The sequence below is a fragment of the Streptomyces violens genome (assembly GCF_000717745.1).
GTDB lineage: Bacteria > Actinomycetota > Actinomycetes > Streptomycetales > Streptomycetaceae > Streptomyces > Streptomyces violens.
This window is the reverse complement of sequence record NZ_JOBH01000007.1, coordinates 157,687-183,400: the sequence shown is the minus strand read 5'-3', so window position 1 is coordinate 183,400 and position 25,714 is coordinate 157,687. Positions and strand designations below refer to the sequence as shown.

Genomic DNA, 25,714 nt, shown 5'->3' with positions numbered 1-25,714 from the left:
CGGTCCATCACGGGACGAAGGGAAGAAGCGATGCGGGTAGGAGTGCTTACCGGTGGCGGCGACTGCCCCGGTCTGAATGCCGTCATCCGGGCGGTGGTACGCAAGGGCACCCAGGAGTACGAGTACGACTTCGTGGGCTTCCGGGACGGCTGGCGCGGGCCGCTGGAGGGTGACACGGTCCCCCTGGACATCCCCGCGGTCCGCGGCATCCTGCCCCGCGGCGGCACGATCCTGGGGTCCTCGCGCACCAACCCCTTCAAGCAGGAGGAGGGCGTCCGGCGGATCAAGGAGAACCTCGCCAAGCACGAGGTCGACGCGCTGGTCACGATCGGCGGCGAGGACACCCTCGGCGTCGCCGCGCGGCTCTCGGCCGAGCACGGCGTGCCCTGCGTCGGCGTCCCCAAGACCATCGACAACGACCTCTCGGCCACCGACTACACCTTCGGCTTCGACACCGCCGTGGGCGTGGCCACCGAGGCCATCGACCGGCTGCACACCACGGCCGAGTCGCACATGCGGGTCCTGGTCGTGGAGGTCATGGGCCGGCACGCGGGCTGGATCGCACTCCACTCGGGCCTGGCCGGCGGCGCCAACGCCATCCTCATCCCCGAGCAGCGCTTCGACATCGACCAGGTCTGCGCCTGGGTCGAGTCCCGCTTCAAGGTGCGGTACGCGCCGATCGTGGTCGTCGCCGAGGGCGCCATGCCCAAGGACGGCCAGATGGTCCTGAAGGACGACTCCACCGACTCCTTCGGGCACGTCCGGCTCTCCGGCGTGGGGGAGTGGCTGGCCAAGGAGATCGAGCGGCGCACGGGCAAGGAGGCGCGCACGACCGTACTGGGCCACACCCAGCGCGGCGGCACGCCCAGCGCCTTCGACCGCTGGCTGGCCACCCGTTTCGGGCTGCACGCCATCGACGCCGTGCGCGACGGCGACTTCGGGGCGATGGTCGCGCTGCGCGGTACGGACATCGTGCGGGTGCCGATCGCCGAGGCCACCGCGAAGCTGAAGACGGTCGACCCGAAGCTGTACTCCGAGGCCGGGGTCTTCTTCGGCTGACGCGACGCGCGCCGCCGGGCGGTGGGCCGTATATTCGGCCCATCGCCGCAAGCTGCCCGATACGGGGATCAGTGGGAGGAAGCGTGGAAATCCTGGCGTTCGGCGTGCAGGCCGACGAGCGGCCGCTGCTGGAGCGGGCCTTCGACGGCCACCACCAGATCCGCTGCCTCGACGTCCTCCTCAGCCGCGACACCGCCCCCATCGCGGCCGGCTACGAGATCGTCACGGTCGGCGTCAACGCCGAGCTGACCGCCGAGGTGCTCCAGGAGCTGGCGGCCGGCGGCACGAAGATGATCGCCCAGCGCTCCACAGGGCACAGCAACATCGACCTGCGGGCCGCCGCCGACCTGGGCCTGACCGTCGGCCGGGTCTCGTCCTATTCGCCGTACTCCGTCGCCGAGTTCGCCTGGGGCCTGGCGATGGCCGTCAACCGGCGCATCGTCCGGGCCGCCCACCGCACCCGCGACTTCGACTTCCGGCTGGACGGCCTGATGGGCCGGGACTTCCGCGGCCGTACGGCGGGCGTCGTCGGCACCGGCCGGATCGGCGAGGCGTTCACCCGGATCGCGCACGGCTTCGGGATGCGGCTGCTCGGCTGGGACGCCGCGGAGAACCCGGCCTGCGCCGCACTGGGCATGGAGTACGTCGGCCTCGACCGGCTGCTCGCCGAGTCCGACCTGGTCTCGCTGCACGTACCGCTGCTGGAGAGCACCCGGCACCTCATCGACGGGCCCGCGCTGGCCGCGATGAAGGACGACGCGATCCTGATCAACTCCAGCCGCGGCGGCCTGGTGGACACCGCGGCCCTGGTCGGGACCCTCAAGGCCGGGCGGCTGCGCGGCGTCGGCCTGGACGTGTACGAGGAGGAGGCGGGTCTCTTCTTCTTCGACAAGTCCCTCGAAGTGATCCACGACGACACCCTCGCCCGCCTGATGACCTTCGGGAACGTGCTGGTCACCTCGCATCAGGCGTACTTCACCGAGGACGCGGTCGGCCAGATCGTCGACACCACACTCGCCAATGTCGAGGACTATCTGGCCGGCCGCGCCGGGGAGAACCTCCTCGTCACCCCGGAGGGGCAGCTCACACCAGAACGGCAGCCAGCAGCTGGGAGGTGAGGGCCGCGCCGTCCAGGGTCAGTACCGACTCGGGGTGGAACTGCACCCCCGCGAAGCCCGGCCCGCGCAGCGCGTGCACGTCCCCGCTCTCCGGGTCCCGGCTCAGCTCCACGCGGTGCATGGCCAGTTCGGCGACGGCCGCCTCGTCGCAGCGCGCGGTGAAGGTGTTGTAGAAGCCGACGGTCTCCTCGCGCCCGAAGAAGTCGATCCGCTCCTGCGCGCCCTGGAACGGCACGTCCTTGCGGACGATCTCCAGCCCGAGCACCGCGGCGATCAGCTCGTGGCCCAGGCAGACGCCGAGCAGGCCGTGCCGGTGTTCGCGGACCAGCTCGGCGGCCAGCGCGCGCAGCATCCGCATCTTCGGATCGGCCGCGTCGGACGGATTGCCGGGCCCCGGGCCCAGCACGATCGGTCCCTCGTGCGCGAGCGCCGCCTCCCGCAGCCCCGGCTCGTCGTACCGCCGTACCTCCACCGTCAGCCCCGAGGTGCGCAGCAGGTGCGCCAGCATCGCGGTGAAGGTGTCCTCGGCGTCGATCACCAGCGCGTGGCCGCTCAGCGCGGCGGTCGGCGCGGTGGTCTGCATCCGTAGCCAGAACGGCGCGAGGCCGGCCCGGCGCGCGTCCAGCGCGGCCCGCACCCGCGGGTCGTCGGCCAGCCGCGGCGGCGTGGCATCCGCCCGGCGGGCCGGTGCCTCCCGTACGCCCAGCGCGGTGAGCACACCCGCGGCCTTGGCGTGCGTCTCGGCGACCTCGCTCGCCGGGTCCGAGCCGCGTACCAGCGTCGCCCCGACCGGCACCCGCAGCTTCCCGTCCGCGTCGATGTCGGCGGTACGGATCAGGATCGGCGAGTCCAGGGTCTGCGCCCCGCCTGCGTCCCGCCCGATGAGCGCCAGCGCGCCCGCGTAGTACCCGCGCCCGCCCGGCTCGTACCGTTCGATGACCCGGCACGCGTTCTGCACCGGCGACCCGGTCACGGTCGCCGCGAACATCGTCTCCTTCAGTACCTCCCGCACGTCCAGCGACGAGCGGCCACGCAGCTCGTACTCGGTGTGCGCGAGGTGCGCCATCTCCTTCAGGCGCGGCCCGATCACGACGCCGCCCTTGTCGCCGACGGTGCACATCATCTTGAGCTCCTCGTCGACGACCATCGAGAGCTCCTCGATCTCCTTGCCGTCGGCGAGGAACTCCAGCAGGTCCTCGGGGGTCGGGCCGCCGGCCGGGTAGCGGTAGGTCCCGCTGATCGGGTTCATCACGGCGGTGCCGCCGCTCATCCGGACGTGCACCTCGGGGCTCGCGCCGACCAGCGTGCGCTCCTCGGTGTGCACGACGAACGTCCAGTACGCGCCGCGCTCGGTGGCCAGCAGCCGGCGGAACAGGGCCAGCGCGTCGGCCCGGCCGAAGCCCGGGATCTCGCCCTCGTACGTCCGCCGGATCACGAAGTTCGCGCCTTCACCCTGGCCGATCTCCTGGTCCAGCACCCGACCGACGATCCCGGCGTACTCCTCGTCGCTCACGTCGAAGCCGCCGCCGGAGACCTGCACCGCGTGGTCCGGGAGCTGCGCCAGCGCGTCGGCGAGCGGCAGCTCGTACCGCTCCTCGGGGACCAGCGCGACCAGCGGCGTGCCGTCGTCGCGCACGTCGAAGCCGCGCTCGCGGATCTGCCGGAACGGCACCAGGGCCAGGCCCTCGGGGAGGTCGGCGAGCCGGTCGTACGCGGCGACCGGGCCGATCAGTACCTCGACGGTGTCCTGGTCGTGGCCGGGGGTCCGGCGGCGCAGCAGGGCAAAGGGCCGGTCATCGGAGAGCAGCTCGGGCAGGTGCATGATCCTCGTCCTTCTCACACAGGGTCTGGGGAGAGGAACGGCCCGGAAAACGCCGGAAGGCCGCCCCTCGGGCGGCCTTCGCGAAGTCTGTGGTGTGCGCGCGAATCAGTGGGCCGCCGGATGAGCGGTCCACCACCAGTTCATGGTTGTCTGCGCGAACATGCCTCGCACCCTACCTGATGGTGCGGCGGAGCAGCTTTTCCAGCGCGGCGTCGAAGGCCCCGGGCCGCTCCAGGTTCGGCAGGTGCGCTGCACCCTCGATGACCGCGAGATCGCTGTCCGGGAGGCGGTCGTGCAGGTACCGGGCATCGGCGAGCGGCGTGTAGGTGTCCTCGCTGCCGACCACGACGAGGGCGGGGACGGTGATCCGGGGGAGCAGCGCGGTGTAGTCGGGGCGCTCGGCCCGGCCCCGTAGTGCGGCGGCCGCTCCTTCGGGGGGCGTGGAGCGCATCATCCGGCGGACGTGCGCGGCCACCTCGGGGCGGTTCGTGATCGTTTGTGGCGCGATCATCTTGTCGAGCACCTCGTCGGCGTACGGGGCCAGGCCCTCGCGCAGCAGCCGGTCCGCCATGGCGTTCCGCCACTCCCTGCCGGCCGCGGTCTCGGCCGGGGCCGAGGTGTCGGCGAGCAGGAGACCCCGTACGCGCTCGGGGAAGAGGCGGCAGAAGTCGAGCGCGATCTGGCCGCCCATGGACAGTCCGCCGAGTACGACGGGCTCGTCGACGCCGAGCCGGTCCAGGAGCGCGGCGAGGTCGCGGGAGAAGTCCGCGAGCCCGTCGAGCGGGCCCGTCGCCGGGGAGCCGCCGTACCCGCGCAGGTCGGGAACGATGACGCGGAATCCGCTGCCGGCCAAGAACGCGGTCTGCGGCGCCCACATGGTCCGGTCGAAGGGGTGGCCGTGCACGAGGAGGACCGGCGGACCTTCGCCCCGGTCCTCGTAGGCGATCCGTACGCCGCCTTCCAGCTCCGCGATGCCCATGGCAACTCGCCCCTCCCGTATGGCCGTTGAGGCATCGATGCCTCTTGACGGCTCGATGCTATGGGCCGCACAATCTCGGTGCAATAAAAACATTGCTCTCGGTGCAATCTGGGGGATTCCTATGGCCGGCACGGACGACTATCTGCGTATCGCTGACGCCGTCGCCGCCGATATTGCCGCGGGGCGCCTGCGGCCCGGCGACCGGCTGGCGACCCAGCGCGCCTTCGCCCGTACGCACGGCATCGCCAACTCCACCGCGCACCGCGTCTACCGCGAGCTGGCCCGCCGCGGCCTGACCGTCGGCGAGGTCGGCCGCGGCACGTTCGTCCGGGCCGCCCAGCACACCCCCGGCCCCGCGCTCGCCGAGCCCGCGGCCCCGGACGCCGGGACCCGCGTCAACCTGGAGCTGAACTACCCGGTCGTGCCCGAGCAGGCCGCGCTGCTCGCCGAGGGGATGGCCCCGCTGCTCCGCCCGGACGCGCTCGACGCGGCCCTGCGGCCCATCGGCCCGGCCGGGCACTCGCCCGCCCGTACGGCGGCCGCGGCGCTCCTCACCTGTACGGGCTTCGCCCCCGACCCCGAACGGGTCCTCTTCGCGGGCAACGGGCGGCACGCGGTGGCCGGGGCGATGGCCGCGCTGGTCCCGCCGGGCGGCCGCCTCGGCGTCGAGGCGTACACCTATCCGCTGGTCAAGGCCATCGCGGCGCGGATCGGGGTGACGCTCGTGCCGCTCGCCATGGACGCGCAGGGGCTGCGCCCCGAGGCCGTACGGGCCGCCCACCGCTCGGCGCCGCTGCACGCGGTCTACCTCCAGCCCACGCTGCACAACCCGCTCGGGGTGACCATGCCCGCCCCGCGCCGTGTCGAGCTGTCCGACACCCTCCGCGAGCTGGACCTGTGGGCCGTGGAGGACGCGATCTGGTTGTTTCTGCACCAGGAGACGGACCTGCCCCCGCTCGCCGCCCTGGCCCCCGAGCGGACCGTCCTCGTCGACAGCCTCTCCAAGCGGCTGGCCCCGGGGCTGACCGTGGGCCTCGTGCTCCCGCCCGCCGCCCGGCGGGACGCCGTCGCGTCCGCCCTGCGGTCCGGTGGCTGGACCGCCACCGGCTTCGCGCTGGAGGCCGTGACCCGCTGGCTGGCCGACGGCACGGTGGACCGCATCGTGAGGGCCAAGCGCCGGGACGCGGCGGACCGCCAGGCCCTGATCCGCAGACACCTCGACGGATTCGCCGTCAGCGCCGACCCGCGGTCCTATTTCGCCTGGTGGGAGCTGCCGGAGGGATGGCGGGCCGAGAGCTTCCTCGCGGCCGCCGCGCGGCGCGGCATCGCGGTCACCCCGGGCACCGCCTTCGCGGTCGCCCCCGAAGGCGCGCAGGGCGCGGCGCCCGCGCCGCACGCCGTACGCCTGGCCCTGGCGGGCGCGCCGCCGGACCTGCTGCCGTACGCGCTCAGCACCCTGGCGGCCGTGGCCCGCGGCACCCCGGAGGACGCATTCCCGGAGTGAGCTGCGCGGTCTCCGGGGGCGGTGTGTCCTTTGTGGGGCGCGTCTCATACTGCGGTCGGCGTACTGGACGCCGACGAGAACCCCGTAATGTTGACGAGGTGACCGTGAACGCTGAAATCCACGCCGGTGGCCACACCTGGCGAGACCTGCCCGCGGCGCAGCAGCCTGACTGGCCGGACCAAGAGGCTCTGCGCGATGTGATCGCGGAGCTCGAGTCCTATCCGCCGCTCGTCTTCGCGGGCGAGTGCGACCAGCTGCGTGAGCGCCTGGGAGCCGTCGCCCGTGGCGAGGCGTTCCTGCTGCAGGGCGGCGACTGCGCCGAGGCGTTCGACGCGGTATCGGCCGAGCACATCCGCAACAAGCTCAAGACGCTGCTCCAGATGGGCGCCGTCCTCACGTACGCCGGGTCCGTGCCCGTCGTCAAGGTCGGCCGGATCGCCGGCCAGTACAGCAAGCCGCGCTCCAAGCCGACCGAGACCCGCGACGGCGTGACCCTGCCGACGTACCGCGGCGACTCCGTCAACGGCTTCGAGTTCACCGAGGCGGCCCGGATCCCGGACCCGCAGCGCCTGAAGCGGATGTACCACGCCTCCGCCGCGACGCTGAACCTCGTGCGTGCCTTCACCACCGGTGGCTACGCCGACCTGCGCCAGGTGCACGCCTGGAACCAGGACTTCGTGAAGTCCTCGCCCTCGGGCCAGCGCTACGAGGCGCTGGCGCGCGAGATCGACCGGGCGCTGAACTTCATGAACGCCTGCGGCGTGGACCCGGAGGAGTTCAAGACCGTCGAGTTCTTCGCCTCGCACGAGGCGCTGGTGCTGGACTACGAGACGGCGCTGACCCGTACGGACTCGCGCACCGGCAAGCTGTACGACGTTTCCGGCCACATGCTGTGGATCGGCGAGCGCACCCGGCAGCTGGACCACGCGCACATCGAGTTCGCCGCGCAGGTGCGCAACCCGATCGGCGTGAAGCTCGGCCCGACGACGACGCCCGAGGACGCCCTCGCGCTCATCGACCGGCTGGACCCGGACCGCGAGCCGGGCCGGCTGACCTTCATCACCCGGATGGGCGCGGACAAGATCCGCGACAAGCTGCCCACGCTGGTGGAGAAGGTCACCGCTTCCGGTGCGCAGGTCGCGTGGATCACCGACCCGATGCACGGCAACACGTACGAGGCCGCCTCCGGTCACAAGACCCGGCGCTTCGACGACGTGCTGGACGAGGTCAAGGGCTTCTTCGAGGTCCACAAGGCGCTCGGCACGCACCCGGGCGGCATCCACGTCGAGCTCACCGGTGACGACGTCACGGAGTGTGTGGGCGGCGGCGACGAGATCTTCGTCGACGACCTCCACCAGCGGTACGAGACTGCCTGCGACCCCCGGCTGAACCGCAGCCAGTCGCTGGACCTGGCATTCCTGGTCGCGGAGATGTACCGGGACCAGTAGACGGGCGCGTAGACGCAAAGTGGGGCGCGGATCCTGTGATCCGCGCCCCACTGCGTTGTTAAGCGCCCGCCATGGCGGGTAAGGTAAGGGTAACCTCACTCAAGATCATCCGAAGCTACGGGAAAGGTACGGGGGTGAACCGCGTGTACGTCTGCTCGTGCTTCGGCATCACCGAGGAGCAGGTGCGTGAGCACGCGGGGACGGGCGCCTGCACGCCGCGCCAGATCGCCTCCGCCTGCAAGGCCGGCACCGACTGCGGCGGCTGCGTGCGCCGCATACAGGCCCTCCTCGGGCGGGGCAGCTGCCCCCGCCGCACGCTGATCGACCAGGGGGACGCGGCACCGCTGGCCGCCGATCCGGCGGAACCGGCCGTGTCCGGGACGTCCGTCGTCGAGCCGGCCGAGCCCGAGATCGTCGAGCCGCCCGCCCGGTACCCCGAAGCCGCCTGAGCGCTTCCGCGGCCCGTCAGCTCGGCTGCTCGACGAGCTGCGCGATGTACAGCGGCTCCCCGAGCTTCTCCACCAGCTCCAGCTGGGTGTCCAGATAGTCGATGTGGTGCTCCTCGTCGGCGAGGATGCTCTCGAAAATATTGGCCGACGTGATGTCGCCCTTGTTGCGCATGACCTCGATGCCGCGCTTGAGGCGGTCGATGGCCTCGGCCTCGATCTGCCGGTCCGCCTGGAACATCTCGGTGACCGTCTGGCCGATGCGGACGTGGAAGAGCCGCTGATAGTTGGGCAGGCCCTCCAGGAAGAGAATCCGGTCGGTGAGGACCTCGGCGTGCTTCATCTCGTCGAACGACTCGGACCGGGTGTACTTGGCGAGCTTCGGCCACCCGTTGTTCTCCTGCATCTTGGCGTGCAGGAAGTACTGGTTGATCGCGGTCAGCTCGGCGGTCAGCTGCTCGTTGAGGAACTCGATGACCTCGGGGTCTCCCTGCATGACTGCGGGGCTCCTTCCACACGTCGACTAACAGGTGCCGGGCATCCTTGCACCGGGGCGCGCCGAGCGTCCAGTAAGTGCACGCTTAGTGGGAGTTGCCCGAATCGGTCCCGCCCTGGTCATCACCACCCCTTCCGGTCTGACACCATGGGGGCATGGGTCAGCCGGATAGCCGCGAAGAGGAGCCTCCGCAGCTCCCTCCGGGGCAGCGTCTGCAGCGCGGATGGCCGGTCACGCACTACGGACCCGTTCCCAAGTTCCGCCCCGAGCGCTGGGAATTCCGGGTGTTCGGCGCCACGGCCGACGGTGACAAGCACTGCTGGACGCACGAGGAATTCACCTCGCTGCCGTATGCCACCGTCGTCGCCGATATGCACTGCGTGACGAAGTTCAGCATGCTGGGTGCCGAATGGGGCGGGGTGTTGACGCGTACGGTGCTCGACCTGGCACCGCCGGCCCCGGACGTCACCCATGTGATGGTCTGGGCCGAATACGGATTCAGCTCGAACATTCCCCTGGCGGACTTCGCGGACGAGCGCTGCCTGTTCGCCTGCTACCGGGACGGCGAACTGCTCACCGCGGAACACGGCTTCCCCGTACGGCTCATCGTGCCGCACCTCTATGCCTGGAAGGGCCCCAAGTGGGTGCGCGGCATCGAGTACATGACGGCGGACCGCCGCGGCTTCTGGGAGGAGCGCGGCTACCACAACCTCGGTGACCCGTGGCGGGAGCAGCGTTACTCCTACCAGGAGGAGCCGGGCGACGGCCCGGAGCTCTGAGCCCCGGGCCCGCGCCGTGCCCGCCTTCTAGTCGCCGTCCCGCAGCTCCTTCAGGCGCGCCACGTCCGTCGCGTGGCCCTCCTTGCCGCCCGGCGTCTCGATCACCAGCGGTACGCCCGCGGTCGCCGGGTGCCGGAACAGCTCGCGGAACGGCTCGGCGCCGATGTGGCCGGAACCGATGTTCTCGTGGCGGTCCTTGTGCGCTCCGGCCACGTCCTTGGAGTCGTTGGCGTGGATCAGCTTCAGGCGGCCCTCGCCCGCGACGTCCACCAACTCGTCCAGGAGCGCCTTCATGCCGCCGGGGGCCGCCATGTCGTGCCCGGCCGCGAACGCGTGGCAGGTGTCCAGGCAGAGCCCCGCACGCGGGTGCCGGTCCAGCGCGTCCAGGTACGGCCCGAGATCCTCCGCCAGCGAGCACAGCGAGGCGCCCTGCCCGGCCGTCGACTCCAGCAGCAGCCACGGGTCGTCGTCGTGGGTCAGCTCGTCCAGCAGCGGCAGCATGTACTCCCGTACCTGCGCCAGCGCCGTGGCGCGCTCCCGTCCGCCGGTCGCCGAGCCGGTGTGCACGACCACGCCGAGCGCCCCGATCTCCCGGCCGCGCCGCAGCGAGTGCCGCAGCGACTCCACCGACTTCTCGACGGTCACCGGGTTGTGCGACCCGAAGTTGATCAGGTACGGCGCGTGCACGTACGCGGGGATGTCACGCTCCGCGCAGGCCGTGCGGAACGCCTCGTCCTGCATCGGATTGCCGGGCGGGGTGGCCCAGCCGCGCGGGTTGGCGACGAAGACCTGGACGGACTCGCCGCCGATCTCCTGTGCGTAGGGGATGCCGACCTTGGCGAGACCGCCGGCCACGGGGACGTGGCCGCCGATCGGATTGCGCTCACGGGCGCGCTGCGGGGAAGTGCTCACACCTTCAAGGGTGCCAGGCGGCCGGGCGTCCCCGGCTGTCAGGTACGCCTCAGCTGTCAGTGCTCCTCAGAGCTTGCTCTCCAGGGTGATGGTGATCGTGCTGCCCTTCGGGGCCGTGTCACCGGCGTCGACGGACTGGCTGCCGACCGTGTCCGTCGGGAAGAAGAACGGCTTCTTCACCTCGACCTCGAAGCCCGCGGCGGTCAGCGCCTGCTTCGCGTCGTCCACCTTCTGGCCCTCGACGTCCGGCACCTCGACCATCTGCGGCCCCTTGGACAGCGTGAGCGTCACCGTGTCCCCCTTGCCCAGCGTTCCGCCCGCCCCGGGGGACTGCCGCGCGACCGCGCCCTTGTCCTCTTCCGAGTACACCGGCTCCGCGGCGAACTTCACGCGGAAGCCCTCCTCCCGCAGCTCCGCCGCCGCGTCCGAGCGGTCGTCGCCGACCACGTCCGGCACGTCGATCGCGCTGCCCCGGCTGACGGTCAGCGCCACGGCCGTACCGGGGCGCCGCTTGGCCCCCGCATCCGGGTCCGTACGGATCACCGACCCCTTGGCCACCTCGTCGCTGAACGCCCTGCGCTCGGTCCCCGGGGTCAGCCCCTGGTCCCGCAGCTTGCGCCGGGCGTCGGCGACCGGGGTGCCGGACAGGTCCGGTACCGAGACGATGTCCGGGCCCTTGGAGAGCGTGACGGTGACCGTGCCGGTGCCCCGGATGCGCTGCCCGTTCTCCGGGTCGGTGGAGATCACGTGCCCGCGCTCCACGGTGGAGCTGTACGCCCGCCGCACCTTCACGTCCAGGCCCGCGCCGTGCAGCGTCCGCTCGGCCTTGGCCTGTGTCATGTCCAGCACCGTGGGCACGGTCGTGAACTGGCCGGTGGTGATGTACCAGACGCCGGTCCCCGCGAGCAGCGCGGCCAGCAGCGCGAGGACGACGAAGAGCGTCCTGCGGCGCGGTGCCCGAGCGGTCTCCGCGCGCCGTGCCCCGCCCGCTGCCCCCGTGGGCAGCCGGCCCGTCGTCCCGTCCGCGGCCGGCGGCACCTCCAGGCGGGCGGTGTGGCCCGCCGTGTCGTCGGCGGCGTCGACCACGTCGGCCGTCTCGGGCAGCGAGAGCTGTACCGCGGCCGCGCGCTGGATCACGCTCGTACGGTCCTCGGCACCGGCCGGCCCGGTCGCGGCCTTCGCCTGCGGCGGCACCGCGTCCAGCTGCTCGTCCGTAAGCGCAGCGCGCGCATTGCGGGCCAGCGCGAGCAGCGTGACGGCGTCCTGCGGACGCACCTCGGGGTTGCGCGCGGTGGCCTCGACGACCAGGTCGTCCAGCTCGGGCGGCAGCCCCGGGACGAGCGCGGACGGCGCCGGCACGTCCTCGTGGAGGTGCTGGTAGAGCACCTGGGCGGGGGTGCCGCCGCCGTGCGGCTTGCTGCCCGTGAGCATCTCGTAGAGCGCCACGCCACAGGCGTAGACGTCCGCACGGGTGTCCGCGCTGCCGTCCTCGATCTGCTCGGGCGCCAGGTAGGAGACGGTGCCCAGCACCGTGCCGGTGGTGGCTGTGGTGTTGGTATCGACCGCGCGGACCAGGCCGAAGTCGGCGACCTTGACCCGGCCGTCGTCCCCGATCAGTACGTTCTCCGGCTTCATGTCGCGGTGCACCATGCCCGCCCGGTGCGCCGAGCCCAGCGCCGCCAGGATCGGCTCCAGGATGTCCAGCGCGGCGCGCGGCTGCAGGGCGCCGCGCTCGCGCAGCACGTCCCGGAGGGTGCAGCCCGCGACGTACTCCATGGCGAGGTACACGTATGTGCCGTCGGTGCCCTGGTCGAACACGCCGACCACGTTCGGGTGCGACAGCCGGGCCACCGACTTCGCCTCCCGGATGAAGCGCTCGACGAAGGAGGCGTCGGCGGCCAATGAGGGGTGCATCACCTTCAGGGCGAGCACGCGGTCCAGCCGGGTGTCGACGGCGCGGTAGACCGTCGCCATCCCGCCGGTGGCGATGCGCGCCTGGACGCGGTAGCGGCCGTCGAGCAGCTGTCCGACCAGGGGGTCCTGAAGGGTGGTATCCACGGCAGACGAGTCTACGAGCAGCTGTCCACCGCCCTCATGCCCTCCGTACCGTACGGGCCGGACTGCAGCCGAACGGTAACGGGCGGAGGGGCGTGCGGCACAGGTCGGGGCGCCGGTGGCGGGCCTTCCGGCGCCCCTGCCCGTGCTGCCTCAGAAGGCGGGCCGCTCCGGATCCAGCTCGGCCATTCCGGCGGCCGGCGAGGACGCCTCGGCGAAGTGGCGGCGCGGGATGCGGCCCGCCCGGTACGCCAGCCGGCCCGCCTCGACCGCGTGCCGCATGGCGTGCGCCATCAGGATCGGCTCCTGCGCCCTGGTGACGGCCGAGGCCAGCATCACGGCGGCGCAGCCCAGCTCCATGGCCAGCGCGGCGTCCGAGGCCGTGCCCGCGCCGGCGTCGAGGATGACCGGCACCCCGGCCCGCTCGGTGATCAACTGGAAGTTGTGCGGGTTGCGGATGCCGAGCCCGGAGCCGATGGGGGAGCCCAGCGGCATGATCGCCGCGCAGCCCACGTCCTCCAGCTTCCGCGCGAGCACCGGGTCGTCGTTGGTGTACGGCAGGACCGTGAACCCGTCGTCGACCAGCGTCTCGGCCGCGTCCAGCAGCTCCACCGGGTCCGGCAGCAGGGTCCGCTCGTCGGCGACGACCTCCAGCTTCACCCAGTCCGTGCCGAGCGCCTCCCGGGCCAGCCGGGCGGTCAGCACCGCCTCGCCGGCCGTGTAGCAGCCCGCGGTGTTCGGCAGCGTACGTATGCCGTGTCTGTTCAGTACGGAGAGCACCGAGCCCTGCACGGTCGGGTCCAGCCGCCGCATCGCCACGGTGGTCAGCTCCGTACCGGAGGCCAGCAGGGCGCGCTCCATGATGTCCAGGCTCGGCGCGCCGCCGGTCCCCATGATCAGCCGGGACCGGAAGGCGGTACCGGCGATGACGAGCGGGTCGGCTTCGGGTGCCGCGCTTGTCGCCGCCTCGGGGGCGGCGGTCTCCTCGATGGTGTACGTATCGGCCATCTGTACGGATCAGCCTCCCTGGACTGCGGTGAGAACTTCGACGCGGTCCCCGTTGCCGAGCGGCGTCGCCGCCCACTGGCTGCGCGGGACGACCTCTTCGTTGACGGCGGCGGCGACCCCGCTGGAGGCGGTGGTCAGCGTGGCCACCAGCCGGTCGAGCGGCAGCCCGCCGGGGATCTCGCGCGGCTCGCCGTTCACGGAGACGGTGACGGGCGCGGCAAGGGGGGCGGTGGGGCCGGGTGCCTTCGAGGCGGTCATGCGGTCTGCTCCTGGAGTGCGGCGCGCTGCGGCGCCTGTACGGGGGGAGAGGCGGCTGCGGGCCCGAAGCGCAGCGGCGTGAAGGGCCGCGCCTCTTCGGGCAGCGCGCCGGTGGTCAGCGCGTGGGCCATGACGTCGCCGGTGACGGGGGTGAGCAGCACACCGTTGCGGAAGTGGCCGGTGGCCAGCAGGAGGCCGGGCAGGGCGGTCGGGCCCAGCAGCGGCGCGTTGTCGGGCGACCCGGGGCGCAGCCCGGCGATCGTCTCGGTCAGCGGCAGCTCGGTGATGCCCGGCACCAGCTCGTGCGCGTCGCGCAGCAACTCGTAGACGCCGCCCGCGGTCACCGTGGTGTCCCAGCCCAGCTCCTCACTGGTGGCGCCGACGACCATGTCACCGTTCTCGCGCGGCACCAGATAGAGCGGGCCGCCGCGCACCACGGCGCGCACGGTGCGGGACAGGAACGGGCCGTACGCGGCGGGAACCCGCAGCCGCAGCACCTGGCCCTTGACCGGCCGGACCGGCGGCCGTACGTGCTCGGGCACCCCGGCCAGCCGCCCGCTGAAGCTGCCCGCCGCCAGCACGACCTGCCCGGCCGGCAGCGCCGTGCCGTCCGCCAGCTCGATGCCGGTGGCCCGGTCCCCGGTCACCGTCAGCCGCTCGGCCCGGTCCCGTACGAACGCCACCCCGGCCCGCTCACAGGCCGTCAGCAGGGCCGTGGCGAGCCGCCGCGGGTCGATCTGGTGGTCGCCGTCCACCCGGAGCCCGCCGCGCACGCCCGGCGCGAGCATCGGTTCGAGCTTCCGGCACTCGCGGCCGGTCAGCCACTCCGAGTCCAGGCCGCAGCGGCGCTGCAGCGCGTGCAGCTCCCGCAGATGGGCGCGGTCGTCGGCGTCCAGGGCCACGGCGAGCGTGCCGCACCGCCGGTGTCCCAGGTCCTGGCCGCTCGCCTCGGCCAGCTCGGCGGCGAACGCCGGATAGCGCGCCGCGGAGTCGAGATTCAGCCCCAGGAGCGTTTCCTCGCCGTAGTGCAGCTCGGTGACGGCGGCCAGCATGCCGGCCGCGACGCGCGCCGCGCCGCCGCCCGGCTCCGGGTCCACGACGGTGGTGGCAAGGCCCCGCTGGGCCGCCCGCCAGGCCGTCACGAGCCCCATGAGACCGCCCCCGACGATCACCACGTCGGGTCGCCCGGCAGCCGTCCCCGAAGGTGTTTGTGCAGGTGGATGCATAGGTGTCCAGCCCCTCCCTTCGCCGGCATGACCCGGATCAGGTTCGTACGGTCGGAGGCCGCCGCAGCCTCCCTCTCAGCCCGGTGCGTCCGGGCTCCCGCGAGTACAAGTGCCGTCAGAGTAGTACGGGCGCCCGACGCGCCGTAAGGGTGCTCTGCGCGGCCGGAGCGTGACCCTGTGTCAGAGATCTCGTCGCGAGGTGCTGAGCCCCCCGAAGGGGCGCGTCCTAGAGTGATCAGGTGAGCCAGCAGAGCAAGTACTCGCGGACCCCCGACCGCTCGCGCCGCGTCGTCATCGCCGGCGCGGGGATGGCGGGCGTGCAGACCGCCGTTGCCCTGCGCGAACAGGGCTGGCGCGGCACGATCACCCTGCTCGGCGCCGAACCGCACCCGCCCTACGACCGGCCGCCGCTCTCCAAGGCGGTGCTGCTCGGCAAGGCGGACGGCTCGGCCTTCGACGTCGACTTCGCCTCCCTCGGGATCGAGCTGGAGCTCGGCAGGAGTGTCACCGGACTCGCCGCCGACGCCCATGAGGTACTGACCGACGCCGGCCCGGTGCCCTACGACCGGCTGGTCATCGCCACGGGGGCGGAGGCGATGACCCTCCCGGGCAGCGAGGGCGTACCGGGTGTGCACGTGCTGCGCACCCTGGACGACGCCGAGCGGCTGCGCCCGGTGCTGGCCGCGCAGCAGCGCATCGTGGTGGTGGGCGCGGGCTGGATCGGCGCGGAGTTCACCACCGCGGCCCGCGAGACCGGCTGCGAGGTCACCGTGGTGGAGGCCGCCGACCGCCCGCTGGCCGGCGCGCTGCCCGAAGAGGTCGCCGCCCACATGGCCCGCTGGTACGCCGCCGCGGGCGCCACGCTCCGTACCGGTACCAGAGTCGCCGCCGTGCAAGAGGGCGCCGTCCTGCTCGCCGACGGCACGTCGCTGCCCGCGGACGCCGTGGTGATCGGCATCGGCTCGCGCTGCGCCACGGACTGGCTGGCCGGCTCCGGTGTCGAGCTGTGCGAGGACCGCTCCGTACGGGCCGACGAGCGGCTGCGCACCTCGGTGCCCGATGTGTACGCGGTCGGCGACTGCGCCTCCTTCCCGTCCACGCGCTACGGCCGCCGGCTCCTCGTGCACCACTGGGACAACGCCCTCCAGGGGCCGCGCACGGTCGCCTCGAACATCGCCCGGTGCGAGGTGGAGGGCACGGTGTACGACCCCGTGCCCTACTTCTGGTCGGAGCAGTTCGGCCGGTTCGTGCAGTGCGCCGGGTACCACGGCGTCGCCGACGAGCTGATCTGGCGCGGCGACCCCGCGAGCGCGGCCTGGACGGTGCTGTGGCTGCGGGAGGGCGCGCTGGTGGCGCTGCTGGCCGTGGGGCGGCCGCGCGACCTGGCGCAGGGCCGCAAGCTCATCGAGCGCGGCGCGCTGCTGGACCGGACGGCCGCGGCGGACGCCTCGGTACCGCTGAAATCGGCTGCGGCGCAGGTGCATTAGCGGCTGCGCGGCCGCCCGCTGTGGCCGGTGGTGTGCACTGATGGCGATGCCCGGCTACCGACTGTCAGTGGGGGATGGCACGCTTGGGGGGTGACCGAGATTGACGCAAAGATCGATGGACTGGTTTCCGCCTGGCTCACCCTCCCCGACATCGCCGAGGAATTCGGTGTCGAGGTGACCCGAGTCCGGCAGCTGGTCAAGGAGGGCCAGCTGATCGCGGTGCGCCGCGGTGAGAACAGGGCCCTCCAGGTGCCGGCCGAGTTCATCAAGGAAGGCAAGGTCGTCAAGGGCCTGGTGGGGACGCTCACGCTCCTCAGGGACGACGGCTTCACCGACGAAGAGATGCTGGAGTGGCTGTTCACCGCGGATGAGACCCTGCCGGGGACGCCCGCGCAGGCGCTGCGCGAGAATCGCGGCACGGAGGTGAAGCGCCGGGCACAGGCGCTCGCCGTCTGACACACCCGCCACCACCGCCGCAACCGAAGGGCGTACGGACCGGCCGGCCCGGTCCGTACGCCCCGTCTGGGGGGAAGACCCGATGAGCACCGCACGACAGGCCCTGTCCGACGCCCGCCTCTACCTGTGCACGGGAGCCCGCAAGGAGCAGGGCGACCTGCCGCAGTTCCTGGACGCGGTGCTCTCCTCGGGCGTGGACATCGTGCAGCTCCGCGACAAGGGCATGGAGGCCGGCGAGGAGCTGGCGCACCTGGAGGTCTTCGCGGACGCCTGCCGCCGGCACGGCAAGCTCCTCGCGGTCAACGACCGGGCGGACGTCGCGCACGCCATCGGCTCCGACGTGCTCCATCTCGGACAGGGCGACCTGCCGGTCCCCGCGGCGCGCGCCATCCTCGGCGACGACGTCCTGATAGGCCGGTCCACGCACGCCGAGGCCGAGGTGGACGCCGCCCTCGCCGAGCCGGGCGTGGACTACTTCTGCACGGGCCCCTGCTGGCCCACCCCGACCAAGCCGGGCCGGCTCGCCCCGGGCCTGGACCTCGTGCGGTACGCAGCGGCGCAGCGCCCCGAGCGCCCCTGGTTCGCGATCGGCGGGATCGACGCGGGCAATCTGGACGAGGTGCTGGCGGCGGGCGCCCGCCGGGTCGTGGTGGTGCGCGCGCTCACCGAGGCCGCGGATCCGGGCGCGGCGGCGGCCGAGCTGGCGAAGCGGATCCGCGCGTACGAAGCGTGACGCGGTGGCGTACGGGAACGTACGCCGTGTGATGCTCCGCGTACAGAGGGGCGCGGCGCCCCGGGCCGATGAGCAGCGGTCTGACGTGAAGTGTCCGACTGGTGAACAGGAAACCGGCAAACCGGGGCATAGAGCCGTACGTGGTTGGGGGCCTGCCTGGCCGGTGGTTAACCTGCCGGTATGGCCCTAGGTACAGCTTCCACCAGGACTGACCGCGCGCGTACGGTGCGCGAACTGCTCGCTTCCGGCAAGCGGTCCTATTCGTTCGAGTTCGCCGCCCCGAAGACCGAGAAGGGCGAGCGGACCCTGTGGAAGGCCATTCGCCGCATCGAGGCCGTCGCCCCGACCTTCGTGTCGGTGACCTACGGCGCCGGCGGCACCTCCCGTGAGGGCACCGTCCGGGCGACCGAGCGGATCGCCACGGACACCACGCTCACCCCGGTCGCCCACCTGACCGCGGTCAACCACTCCATCGCCGACCTGCGGAACATCATCGGCCAGTACGCCGACGCCGGCATCCGCAACATGCTCGCGCTGCGCGGCGACCCGCCCGGCGACCCGCTGGGCGAGTGGGTGCGCCACCCCGAGGGCATCGCGTACGCCGCCGACCTGGTCCGGCTGATCAAGGAGTCCGGCGACTTCTGCGTGGGCGTCGCCGCCTTCCCCGAGATGCACCCGCGCTCCACCGACTGGGACACCGACATCCGGCACTTCGTGGACAAGTGCCGTGCGGGCGCCGACTTCGCGATCACCCAGATGTTCTTCTACGCGGAGGACTATCTGCGCCTTCGTGACAGGGTGGCCGCCGCCGGTTGCGAAACGCCGATCATCCCGGAGATCATGCCGGTCACGAACGTCCGGCAGATCGAGCGGTTCGCGCAGCTCAGCAATGCGGCTTTCCCGCCCGAGCTGGCGGAACGCATCCTGGCCGTCAAGGACGATCCCGCGGCGGTACGCTCCATTGGTATCGAGTACGCCACGGAGCTGTGTGCACGATTGACCGCCGAGGGCATTCCGGGGTTGCACTTCATTACCCTGAACCACTCCACGGCGACGCTGGAAATCTACGAGAATCTGGGTCTGCACCAGCAGACCTGACCACGGTGGCCCACAGCGGCGGAAACAGGGGCGTACATGGGCTGGACGATCCTCTACCTCGCCTTCGGCGTCGTGGCGCTCTGGCTGCTGGGCGAGGTCCTGCTGCAGTACAAGGCCCGGCTCCGCTGGCGGCTGCTGGCCTTCTTCGGCTTCCTCGGCGTCGTCATCGGCGTGATCCTGCCGTCCATCGTGGTCATCGCGATCGGCGCAATCGCCTTCGCGGTGGGCCAGACCTACGTCACGCTCTCCTTCCGGCGTGGCTTCACGATGGGCTGGGCGCTCGAGGCCGGCCGGCCCCGGGTGAGCGGCCGACGGCGCTCGGGCGGCCGGAAGGCCGCCGCCGAATCGGCCCGGGAGACCGCCGGCGCGGCCTTCGCACCGGCGGCCGCCCCGTTCCCGGACGACGACCGGCACGGCCCGCAGGAGGCCGGTGACGGCCACGGCGCCGAGGGCCGTCACGACGCCGACGACTACGGCAACGAGGCCGGGTACGCCGGTCCCGCCGGCTACTCGCCCGACGCCGTCGCGGCCTCGTACACGGACGCCTACGACGCCCGCCCGGACGGCTACGCCGACCCGTACGGCGGCGACGCCACCCGGGTCACGCCGGTCTACGCCCCGCAGCCGCTGCCCGACGAGACCGGCCAGTACGGCATCTACAGCACCGACGCCCGGCCCGGACAGGAACCGCAGGACCCGTACGGCGGCTACTACGAGCCCGCCGCCGCCCACGAGGGCTACGCCGCCGATCCCTATGGCGGTTACGGCGGCGGCCAGGCCGGCTATGGCGATCCGTACGCGGGCCAGGATCCGTACGCCGCGCCGTACGACCCCTACGCGCAGGCCGGTCCGTACGACCCCTATGGCGGGCAGGACCCCTACGGTCACGCCCAGCAGCAGTACGGCGGGGGCTACGACGGCCAGCACTACGGCGCGGGGCCGGAGACCCCGCCCGGCGGCGTCTGGGTCCCCCAGCAGCGCGCGGGCGGCGACCTCCCGCCCGAACAGCCCCCGCACCAGCCCGAGTACCAGCCGGAGCACCAGGGCTACGGCTATCCGCAGCAGGGGCACGACGAGCAGCAGTACCGGTACTGAGGGCGCGCCCGGGGTGGTCCCGCTACTGCGAGCCGCGCCAGTCGTCGCCGTTGACGACGAGGCCGGCCACCAGTGCGCCGGACATGCCCGCATGGGCCAGGCCGCCGCCCGGGTGGGACCAGCCGCCGGCCGTGTAGAGGCCCGGTATCCGCGTGCGGTTGGCCGGGTGCAGGGCCTGTCCGTCCAGGCCGGCCAGCGCGGGGCCGGGCACCGCGCCACCCCGCGCGCCCGTGTCGGCGGAGGTGTCCGCCGGCGTCCGTATCTCCCGCCACAGGACGCGGTCCGCCAGGTCCGGCACCGCGGCGGCGGCCGCCGTGACCACCCGGTCGGCGAACGCCTCGGCCACCCCGTCCGCCGCCCAGTCGACGCCCCCCGAGCCGTCCTCCGTATGCGCCGGGACCGTCACCGTCAGCGTCACCGCCTCGTGGGCCTCGTCGGGCCGCTGCGCCGGATCGTCCGGGCGCAGCACCGTCACCGTGGGCGCCTGCGGCAGCCCGCCGCCCCCGAAGACGCCGGTCAGCTCCGCCTCCCGGTCCGCGGCGTGCACGACCGTACGGTGCGCCGCGCCCGCCTCCCGGGCACCGCGCAGCGCCAGCAGCACGCTGAACCGCCCGCTCGGCGGCGTCGCCGGCGGCAGCACGTCGTCCGCGCCGCGGACCTGCCCGGCCGCGCCGGGGGAGTCGCCGGTCAGCCCGGCCAGCGTCCACGGATCGACACCCGCGACCACCACGTCGGCGTCCGCCACCCGCCCGTCGGCCAGCTCCAGCCCGGCCGCCCGGCCGTCCTTGACGACCAGCCGCCGCACCTCGGCCCCGAAGGTGAACTCCACCTTCCTGGCCAGGCAGCGCTCGTACAGCGCCGTGGCCAGCGCGCGCAGCCCGCCGCCGACGTACCACGAGCCGAAGGTCTGCTCCATGTACGGCAGGACCGTGGCGCTCGCGGGGGCGGTGCGCGGGTCGAAGCCGTACGCCAGCGCATGGCTCTCCAGCAGGGCGACCAGCCGCGGGTCCTTGAGCTCCAGGGCCGCGACCTCGGCGAGGGTGCGCGCCGGGCGCCGCTTGAGCAGGCCCTTGCGGCCGACGGCCGGATACGGCTCGCGGCCCAGCACCTGCCAGTCGGGCCACAGCGGCTCCTCCAGCAGCGGTCGTCGAGTCCGGTCCCAGGCATCCCGGGCGCGGCCCAGCAGCGCGCTCCAGCGCTCGCCCGCGCCCGCGCCGAGCGCCCGGTCCAGCGCCTCGGTGACGCCGGCCCGCGAGGCGTTCGGCAGGGCGACGTCGGTGCCGTCGGGGAAGACATGGCGGCTCGCCGGGTCGACCTGGACCAGGTCGACGAGCTTTTCCAGCGGCTCGCGGCCGGTCTTGACGAACAGGTCGCGCTGCACGGCCGGGAGGTGCAGCAGCCCGGGTCCGGTGTCGAAGCCGAAACCGGCGCGCTCGAACCGCCGCAGCGAGCCGCCGTAGGTCTCGCCGCGCTCCCACACCGCCACCTGGTGGCCCGCGACGGCCAGCCGGGCAGCGGCCGCCATCGCGCCCGTCCCGGCGCCGATCACCGCAATCCGTGCCATGTACGAGACTTTATCGGCGACCACTGACAACGCCGCGGGGCGGCCTCCGACCTGGGGCCGAGGCAGGAAAAAACGCGCTGCCCTGGCGCGGATCGTTCCCCCTTCGATCCGACCAGGACAGCGCGTCCCCCGTACTTCCCCCGTGCCACCGGGTTTCCCCGGCTTCCCCCGTTCCACCGAGTTGCCTCGGCTTCCCCCGTGTTTCCCCCGTGCTCCCCCGTGGAGCGTGGAGCCCCGTTCCCCCGTGGCTCCCCCGTGGAGCCCCGTTCCCCCGGGCTCCCCCTGCCACGTCGGGGATGCCGCACCGTTCCGCCGCCCCGTGTCGGCGGTGCCGGCGCCGGCTTCCCCTCCGTGGCCTCCACTTTCCCGTCTGCGCAGGTCGCGGCCCATCCGCGTACCTACTCATCTCGCCTTCTGAGTACGTGTACTCAGGGCTGGGTGCTCATCCTCAGGAGGGGCAGGTTCCGGCCTCGGCACCGGCGCCGCCCGCGTGCTGATGGCCGCTCACCCGCCCCTGCAGGAGCCGGGAGAGCGCCGCGTGCACGTCGTCGATCGACCGGTCCGGCTGGAAGGACTGCCAGTCCAGCGCCGCCACCAGCACCATTCCGAACAGCGCGGAAGCCGTCAGCGGAATGTCGATCTCCTCGCTCAGCTCGCCGCCGGCCACCGCGTCCCGGATGACGTCGGCGACCACGGAGACGGCCCGTTCCCGCACCATCATCAGCGTGGAGTTCCACGTCCGGTTCGTACGCCACAGCTCGGCCACGTAGAGCTGGGTGAGCGCCGGGTACTGCGAGATGAAGTACAGCCCCGCGTGGATCATCGCGTCCAGCGCGTCGACCCGGGAGCCGCCCCGCTCCGCCACCTCGTCGGCGGCGTTCTGGAGCGAGGCGGCCAGCATCTCCACGCCGTGCCGGAGCAGCTCTTCGAAGAGCACGTTCTTGCTCGCGAAGTTGTAGTAGACCGTGCCCTTCGCGACACCCGCCCGCTCGGCGATCTCGTCCACCGTGGTGGAGGAGAAACCCTGTTCGGCGATGAGTGTCACCGCGGCCTCGAAGAGCTTGCGCCGGGTGGCCTCACGACGCGTGTTGGAGCTGTCCATGGAGGCGATTGTGCCCCCTGCGGTGTGCCTGCTCACAAGCTGAGCTCCGGGTGCAGGTCCTTCATCCGTACGACCTGCCGGCCGCGCGCGGTCCACGTGGTGAGCGCGAGCGCGCCCACGGTGAAGGCCGCGAGCACGAGGCCGCCCTGCCACACTGGTGTCAGGTCACCGCCCGTGATGAGGCGGCGCAGCCCCTCCACGATGTACGTCATCGGCAGGTACGGGTGCAGCGCGTTGAAGAAGCCGGGACTGGTCTGCACCGGGTACGTGCCGCCCGCCGAGGTCAGCTGGAGCATCAGCAGCGCCAGCACCAGGATCCGGCCCGCGGCGCCGAATTGCGCGTTCAGCCACTGCACGATGGCCGCGAAGCAGGCCGTGGCCAGTACCAGGAACCCGATCGTGCCCGCCGCGTTCATCATCTCCAGGCCCAGCCCGAAGTGCAGCACGGACATCAGGGCGGCGATCTGCAGCACCCCGATGGCGAACACCGGGAGCCAGCCGGACACCGCGGTCCGCAGGGCGCTCGCGCCGGCCGCCAGCGCCCTCCGGTTCAGCGGCTGGATCAGCATGTAGGCGACCATCGCGCCGACCCACAGGGACAGCGGGATGAAGTACGGGGCGAAGCCCGTCCCGTAGTTGGGCGCCTTGTGCGCCGAGCCCGAGGCGAGCTGCACCGGGTCGGACATCACACCCGTACGGGCGTCCCGCTGGTCCTTGTCGTAGTCCGGGATCTGCTTGACGCCGTCGTGCAGCCCGCCGGCCAGCTTCGCCGAGCCGTCGGACAGCTTGAACATGCCGCCGTTCAGGGTCTCGGCGCCGTTCTTCAGCTTGCCCACGCCCTCGTCCAGATCGCCGGCGCCGGTCTGCAGCCTGCCCAGACCGCTGTCCAGGTCGGTGCCGCCCTTCTTGGCGGTGCCGGTCCCCTCGTGCAGGTCGCCCGCTCCGGTGGCCAGCTTGTCGGCACCCGTGGCCACCGCGTGCGCGCCCTTGTTGAGGTCGTTGATCTGCTGGACGGCCGTGTCCAGGTCCTGGCCGAGCGTGGGGCCGTGTTCGGCCAGCGCGCTCGCGAGCCGGTGCACCTGGTCCAGGTCCTTGCCCAGCTGCGCCAGGTTCTTCTCGTTCCGGACCAGGCCGCTGACCTCCTCGGCCTTGTCGGCCGCCGCATCGGACTTGTCCCGCATGTCCTTGAGTTCGGTGCAGGACGGGTCGCGGTCGGTCAGGGCGTTCTCGCAGCGCAGCTTGTAGAAGGCCGCGACCTGGTTGGCCAGCGACCGGGAGGCCGTGGCCCCGTCCGAGGCGGCCTTCGGGAGCTTGTCGAGGTTGTCCCGGATGGCCTGCGAGCCGTCGGCCACCAGACGCGCGGCGTCGCCGATCTCCTTGCCGTGCGCGTGCACGAAGGGACCCACCGCCTTGTTGGCCTCGTTCACCTTGTCGGCGAGCTTCTGGGTGCCGTCGGCCACCTGGCCCGCGCCCTTGGAGACCTGGCCGGCCCCCGTGTCGAGCTTGCCCGCCCCGGAGTCGAGGTCCTTCAGACCGTTCGCCAGGTCGTGGCTGCCCTTCTTGGCGGTGTCGATCCCGTCGGCCAGGTCGCCGCTGCCCTTCTTGGCGCTGTCCAGGCCGTCCTTCAGGTCACCGGTGCCCTTCTTGGCCTCACCGATGCCGCCCTTCAGTTCGGAGGCACCGTCGGCCGCCTTCTTGGTGGCGTCGTGCAGGTCGGAGAACGACACGAAGATCTTGTCCAGGAAGCCGCGCGAGGACTTCGCGGACGCCGCGGCGCGCACCTCGGAGAAGACCGTCTTGGAGATCTGCCCGACGATGTAGTTGTTGGCGTCGTTCGTACGGACCTTCAGCTCGCCGGCCTCCGGGTGGTCGCCGGAGCTGGACGCGATCGAGTTGCTGAAGTCCTTGGGGACGGTCAGCGACAGGTAGTACGTGCCCGACTCGACCCCCTTGGCCGCGTCGGCGGCGCTCACGGGGTGCCAGTCGAAGGTGTCGCTGTCCTTCAGGCCCTTGACGAGCTCGTCGCCGGCGTTGATCTGCTCGCCCTTCGCCGAGGCGCCCCGGTCGGCGTTGACCAGCGCGACCGGGATCTTGTCCAGGCGCGAGTACGGGTCCCAGAAGGACCACAGGTAGAGCGCACCGTAGAGCAGCGGGAGCAGCAGGAGGGCCACCAGCGCCGCGCGCGGCAGCTTCCCCCTGCCGAACCGCTTCAGCTCAAGCGCGGCCAGCTTCGGCGAGCGCATCCGCCGCCCCCTCCTCGTTCTTGATGTTCTTCTCGGTGCCCGCTTCGGACTCCGGTTCCGCGGTCGGTCCCGCTTCCGCTTCCGGGGCCGTTTCGGCCTCCGGCTCGGGCCGCGGCTTCTCCGGGCGCCGCGCCGTGGAGACCACGAGCGCGTCCTCGGGGGCCTGGCTGCACACCGCCAGTACCGTCGTCCCGGCGGCGGCCAGCCCGCGCAGCAGCGCCCACGCCTGTACGCGCTCCTCGTCCGACAGCTTCATGTCGGTGTCGTCGACGGCCAGCAGCCGCGGCGCACCGATGAGCGCCAGCGCGACGGACAGCCGCAGCGCCTCCAGCCGCTCCAGGTCCCGTACGGACGTCCGTACGCCCTTGGGCAGCGTCTCCGGGTCGAGCCCGGCGGCCTCCAGCGCGGCGTCGATCCGGCCCCGGGCCTCGGCACGGCGCTCCCGGCGCGGGCGCAGCAGGGCGCGTACCGGGCTGCCGAAGCGGCGCTGCAGCAGGGCGCGCTCGTGCAGGTGCTCGGCGACCGTGAAGGCCGGGTCGAGCTCGGCGACGCCGGGCACGTGGGCCAGTGCCGTGACCGCCCGTACGGCGGCCTTCTTCTTGGGCAGCGAAAGGCCGCCCACCCGGGCCTTTCCCGCGGCCGTCTTCATGCGTCCGGTGAGCGCGAGCAGCAGACATGTGCGGCCCGAGCCGGACGGCCCCTCGATCGCGATCAGCGCGCCGGGCTCGGCCGTGATGTCGACGTCCTGGAACGCCCAGCCGCGAGGTCCCTTGACCCCGAGGCCCTGGGCCTTGACCGCCGCCCCGTGCGGGGTGCTGTCCACGTT

General features: G+C 72.5%; 24 protein-coding genes and 1 riboswitch. Of the genes, 11 read left to right on the top strand and 13 right to left on the bottom strand.

The genetic code is table 11. The annotated features are described in order from the left end of the window. Positions 1–30: 30 nt before the first annotated feature. Together IF04_RS0115455 and IF04_RS0115450 are read left to right on the top strand one after the other, a co-directional pair. Positions 31–1,059 (top strand): 6-phosphofructokinase, encoded by a 1,029-nt coding sequence (locus IF04_RS0115455; protein WP_030256633.1) that lies wholly within the window; start codon positions 31–33, stop codon positions 1,057–1,059. An 83-nt stretch (positions 1,060–1,142) separates the two neighbouring features. Next, positions 1,143–2,177, top strand: coding sequence for a 2-hydroxyacid dehydrogenase (locus IF04_RS0115450; RefSeq protein ID WP_037959571.1), 1,035 nt, complete (start codon positions 1,143–1,145; stop codon positions 2,175–2,177). On the opposite strand, the gene IF04_RS0115445 is transcribed toward IF04_RS0115450, so the two are convergent. From IF04_RS0115445 to IF04_RS0115440, 3 genes are all read right to left on the bottom strand, one after another. Next, on the bottom strand, positions 2,143–3,999 hold the full coding sequence (locus tag IF04_RS0115445; protein ID WP_030256627.1) for an anthranilate synthase family protein: 1,857 nt from the start codon (positions 3,997–3,999) through the stop codon (positions 2,143–2,145). The two genes, IF04_RS0115450 and IF04_RS0115445, sit on opposite strands and share 35 nt — an antisense overlap. A 105-nt stretch (positions 4,000–4,104) precedes the next feature. Continuing rightward, on the bottom strand, positions 4,105–4,161 hold the full coding sequence (locus tag IF04_RS40390; protein ID WP_223733736.1) for a trp operon leader peptide: 57 nt from the start codon (positions 4,159–4,161) through the stop codon (positions 4,105–4,107). Between the two features lie 10 nt (positions 4,162–4,171). After that, positions 4,172–4,978, bottom strand: coding sequence for an alpha/beta fold hydrolase (locus IF04_RS0115440; RefSeq protein ID WP_030256625.1), 807 nt, complete (start codon positions 4,976–4,978; stop codon positions 4,172–4,174). 121 nt (positions 4,979–5,099) lie between these two features. Here IF04_RS0115440 and IF04_RS0115435 point away from each other — a divergent pair, with 121 nt between their 5' ends. The 3 genes from IF04_RS0115435 (at position 5,100) to IF04_RS39775 (ending at position 8,379) form a co-directional block, all read left to right on the top strand. Next, positions 5,100–6,482 carry an aminotransferase-like domain-containing protein gene (locus IF04_RS0115435; RefSeq protein WP_030256623.1) on the top strand — a complete coding sequence of 461 codons (1,383 nt, stop codon included), beginning with the start codon at positions 5,100–5,102 and terminating at the stop codon, positions 6,480–6,482. Positions 6,483–6,580: 98 nt separating this feature from the next. Then, on the top strand, positions 6,581–7,930 hold the full coding sequence (locus IF04_RS0115430) for a class II 3-deoxy-7-phosphoheptulonate synthase (protein WP_030256621.1): 1,350 nt from the start codon (positions 6,581–6,583) through the stop codon (positions 7,928–7,930). A 134-nt stretch (positions 7,931–8,064) separates the two neighbouring features. Next, a complete protein-coding gene (locus tag IF04_RS39775) occupies positions 8,065–8,379 on the top strand; it encodes a (2Fe-2S)-binding protein (RefSeq protein ID WP_425428421.1) in 315 nt (104 codons plus the stop codon). Positions 8,380–8,395: 16 nt separating this feature from the next. Here IF04_RS39775 and bfr read toward each other — a convergent pair whose 3' ends face one another. After that, on the bottom strand, positions 8,396–8,872 hold the full coding sequence (gene bfr, locus IF04_RS0115420) for a bacterioferritin (RefSeq protein ID WP_030256616.1): 477 nt from the start codon (positions 8,870–8,872) through the stop codon (positions 8,396–8,398). 155 nt (positions 8,873–9,027) lie between these two features. Between bfr and IF04_RS0115415 the strand changes: the two genes are divergently transcribed. Next, complete coding sequence (locus IF04_RS0115415; protein WP_030256613.1) at positions 9,028–9,651, top strand: sulfite oxidase-like oxidoreductase; 624 nt, start codon at positions 9,028–9,030, stop codon at positions 9,649–9,651. 27 nt (positions 9,652–9,678) lie between these two features. Here the strand turns inward: IF04_RS0115415 and IF04_RS0115410 are convergent, their stop codons facing one another. From IF04_RS0115410 to thiO, 5 genes are all read right to left on the bottom strand, one after another. Then, positions 9,679–10,563 (bottom strand): deoxyribonuclease IV, encoded by an 885-nt coding sequence (locus tag IF04_RS0115410; RefSeq protein ID WP_030256609.1) that lies wholly within the window; start codon positions 10,561–10,563, stop codon positions 9,679–9,681. 66 nt (positions 10,564–10,629) lie between these two features. After that, positions 10,630–12,621 (bottom strand): Stk1 family PASTA domain-containing Ser/Thr kinase, encoded by a 1,992-nt coding sequence (gene pknB / locus IF04_RS0115405; RefSeq protein ID WP_030256607.1) that lies wholly within the window; start codon positions 12,619–12,621, stop codon positions 10,630–10,632. A 150-nt stretch (positions 12,622–12,771) separates the two neighbouring features. Beyond that, complete coding sequence (locus IF04_RS0115400) at positions 12,772–13,626, bottom strand: thiazole synthase (protein WP_078600343.1); 855 nt, start codon at positions 13,624–13,626, stop codon at positions 12,772–12,774. A 9-nt stretch (positions 13,627–13,635) separates the two neighbouring features. Further along, positions 13,636–13,884 carry a sulfur carrier protein ThiS gene (gene thiS, locus IF04_RS0115395; protein ID WP_051831266.1) on the bottom strand — a complete coding sequence of 83 codons (249 nt, stop codon included), beginning with the start codon at positions 13,882–13,884 and terminating at the stop codon, positions 13,636–13,638. After that, a complete protein-coding gene (thiO, locus tag IF04_RS0115390) occupies positions 13,881–15,110 on the bottom strand; it encodes a glycine oxidase ThiO (RefSeq protein ID WP_030256600.1) in 1,230 nt (409 codons plus the stop codon). The genes thiS and thiO overlap by 4 nt, the downstream gene beginning before the upstream one ends. Beyond that, positions 15,108–15,221, bottom strand: a riboswitch (TPP riboswitch). Its footprint overlaps the gene before it by 3 nt. Positions 15,222–15,418: 197 nt before the next feature. Here thiO and IF04_RS0115385 point away from each other — a divergent pair. From IF04_RS0115385 to IF04_RS0115365, 5 genes are all read left to right on the top strand, one after another. Continuing rightward, positions 15,419–16,597, top strand: coding sequence for an NAD(P)/FAD-dependent oxidoreductase (locus IF04_RS0115385; RefSeq protein WP_051831281.1), 1,179 nt, complete (start codon positions 15,419–15,421; stop codon positions 16,595–16,597). Between the two features lie 90 nt (positions 16,598–16,687). Beyond that, positions 16,688–17,053 carry an Rv2175c family DNA-binding protein gene (locus IF04_RS0115380; RefSeq protein WP_030256595.1) on the top strand — a complete coding sequence of 122 codons (366 nt, stop codon included), beginning with the start codon at positions 16,688–16,690 and terminating at the stop codon, positions 17,051–17,053. Between the two features lie 82 nt (positions 17,054–17,135). Continuing rightward, positions 17,136–17,786, top strand: a complete 651-nt coding sequence (gene thiE / locus IF04_RS0115375) for a thiamine phosphate synthase (RefSeq protein WP_030256592.1) — start codon at positions 17,136–17,138, stop codon at positions 17,784–17,786. A 180-nt stretch (positions 17,787–17,966) separates the two neighbouring features. Further along, a complete protein-coding gene (metF, locus tag IF04_RS0115370; protein WP_030256589.1) occupies positions 17,967–18,884 on the top strand; it encodes a methylenetetrahydrofolate reductase [NAD(P)H] in 918 nt (305 codons plus the stop codon). A 36-nt stretch (positions 18,885–18,920) separates the two neighbouring features. Next, positions 18,921–19,979, top strand: a complete 1,059-nt coding sequence (locus IF04_RS0115365) for a hypothetical protein (RefSeq protein ID WP_030256585.1) — start codon at positions 18,921–18,923, stop codon at positions 19,977–19,979. Between the two features lie 22 nt (positions 19,980–20,001). Here the strand turns inward: IF04_RS0115365 and IF04_RS0115360 are convergent, their stop codons facing one another. The 4 genes from IF04_RS0115360 to IF04_RS0115345 form a co-directional block, all read right to left on the bottom strand. Then, positions 20,002–21,543 (bottom strand): phytoene desaturase family protein, encoded by a 1,542-nt coding sequence (locus IF04_RS0115360; protein WP_030256582.1) that lies wholly within the window; start codon positions 21,541–21,543, stop codon positions 20,002–20,004. A gap of 448 nt (positions 21,544–21,991) precedes the next feature. Beyond that, a complete protein-coding gene (locus tag IF04_RS0115355) occupies positions 21,992–22,645 on the bottom strand; it encodes a TetR/AcrR family transcriptional regulator (RefSeq protein ID WP_037959638.1) in 654 nt (217 codons plus the stop codon). A gap of 32 nt (positions 22,646–22,677) precedes the next feature. Next, on the bottom strand, positions 22,678–24,888 hold the full coding sequence (locus tag IF04_RS0115350; RefSeq protein WP_030256578.1) for a YhgE/Pip domain-containing protein: 2,211 nt from the start codon (positions 24,886–24,888) through the stop codon (positions 22,678–22,680). Beyond that, positions 24,860–25,711, bottom strand: coding sequence for an ATP-binding cassette domain-containing protein (locus IF04_RS0115345; protein ID WP_030256576.1), 852 nt, complete (start codon positions 25,709–25,711; stop codon positions 24,860–24,862). Before IF04_RS0115345 ends, IF04_RS0115350 begins: the two co-directional genes overlap by 29 nt. Positions 25,712–25,714 lie beyond the last annotated feature (3 nt).

Bases quoted from the DNA above. Each gene is read 5' to 3' on its own strand.
- IF04_RS0115455 (WP_030256633.1), top strand. From the start codon at position 31: ATGCGGGTAGGAGTGCTTACCGGTGGCGGCGACTGCCCCGGTCTGAAT.
- IF04_RS0115445 (WP_030256627.1), bottom strand. From the start codon at position 3,999: ATGCACCTGCCCGAGCTGCTCTCCGATGACCGGCCCTTTGCCCTGCTG.
- IF04_RS0115440 (WP_030256625.1), bottom strand. From the start codon at position 4,978: ATGGGCATCGCGGAGCTGGAAGGCGGCGTACGGATCGCCTACGAGGAC.
- IF04_RS0115435 (WP_030256623.1), top strand. From the start codon at position 5,100: ATGGCCGGCACGGACGACTATCTGCGTATCGCTGACGCCGTCGCCGCC.
- bfr (WP_030256616.1), bottom strand. From the start codon at position 8,872: ATGCAGGGAGACCCCGAGGTCATCGAGTTCCTCAACGAGCAGCTGACC.
- IF04_RS0115415 (WP_030256613.1), top strand. From the start codon at position 9,028: ATGGGTCAGCCGGATAGCCGCGAAGAGGAGCCTCCGCAGCTCCCTCCG.
- IF04_RS0115400 (WP_078600343.1), bottom strand. From the start codon at position 13,626: ATGGCCGATACGTACACCATCGAGGAGACCGCCGCCCCCGAGGCGGCG.
- thiS (WP_051831266.1), bottom strand. From the start codon at position 13,884: ATGACCGCCTCGAAGGCACCCGGCCCCACCGCCCCCCTTGCCGCGCCC.
- thiO (WP_030256600.1), bottom strand. From the start codon at position 15,110: ATGCATCCACCTGCACAAACACCTTCGGGGACGGCTGCCGGGCGACCC.
- IF04_RS0115385 (WP_051831281.1), top strand. From the start codon at position 15,419: ATGGCGGGCGTGCAGACCGCCGTTGCCCTGCGCGAACAGGGCTGGCGC.
- thiE (WP_030256592.1), top strand. From the start codon at position 17,136: ATGAGCACCGCACGACAGGCCCTGTCCGACGCCCGCCTCTACCTGTGC.
- metF (WP_030256589.1), top strand. From the start codon at position 17,967: ATGGCCCTAGGTACAGCTTCCACCAGGACTGACCGCGCGCGTACGGTG.
- IF04_RS0115365 (WP_030256585.1), top strand. From the start codon at position 18,921: ATGGGCTGGACGATCCTCTACCTCGCCTTCGGCGTCGTGGCGCTCTGG.
- IF04_RS0115360 (WP_030256582.1), bottom strand. From the start codon at position 21,543: ATGGCACGGATTGCGGTGATCGGCGCCGGGACGGGCGCGATGGCGGCC.
- IF04_RS0115355 (WP_037959638.1), bottom strand. From the start codon at position 22,645: ATGGACAGCTCCAACACGCGTCGTGAGGCCACCCGGCGCAAGCTCTTC.
- IF04_RS0115350 (WP_030256578.1), bottom strand. From the start codon at position 24,888: ATGCGCTCGCCGAAGCTGGCCGCGCTTGAGCTGAAGCGGTTCGGCAGG.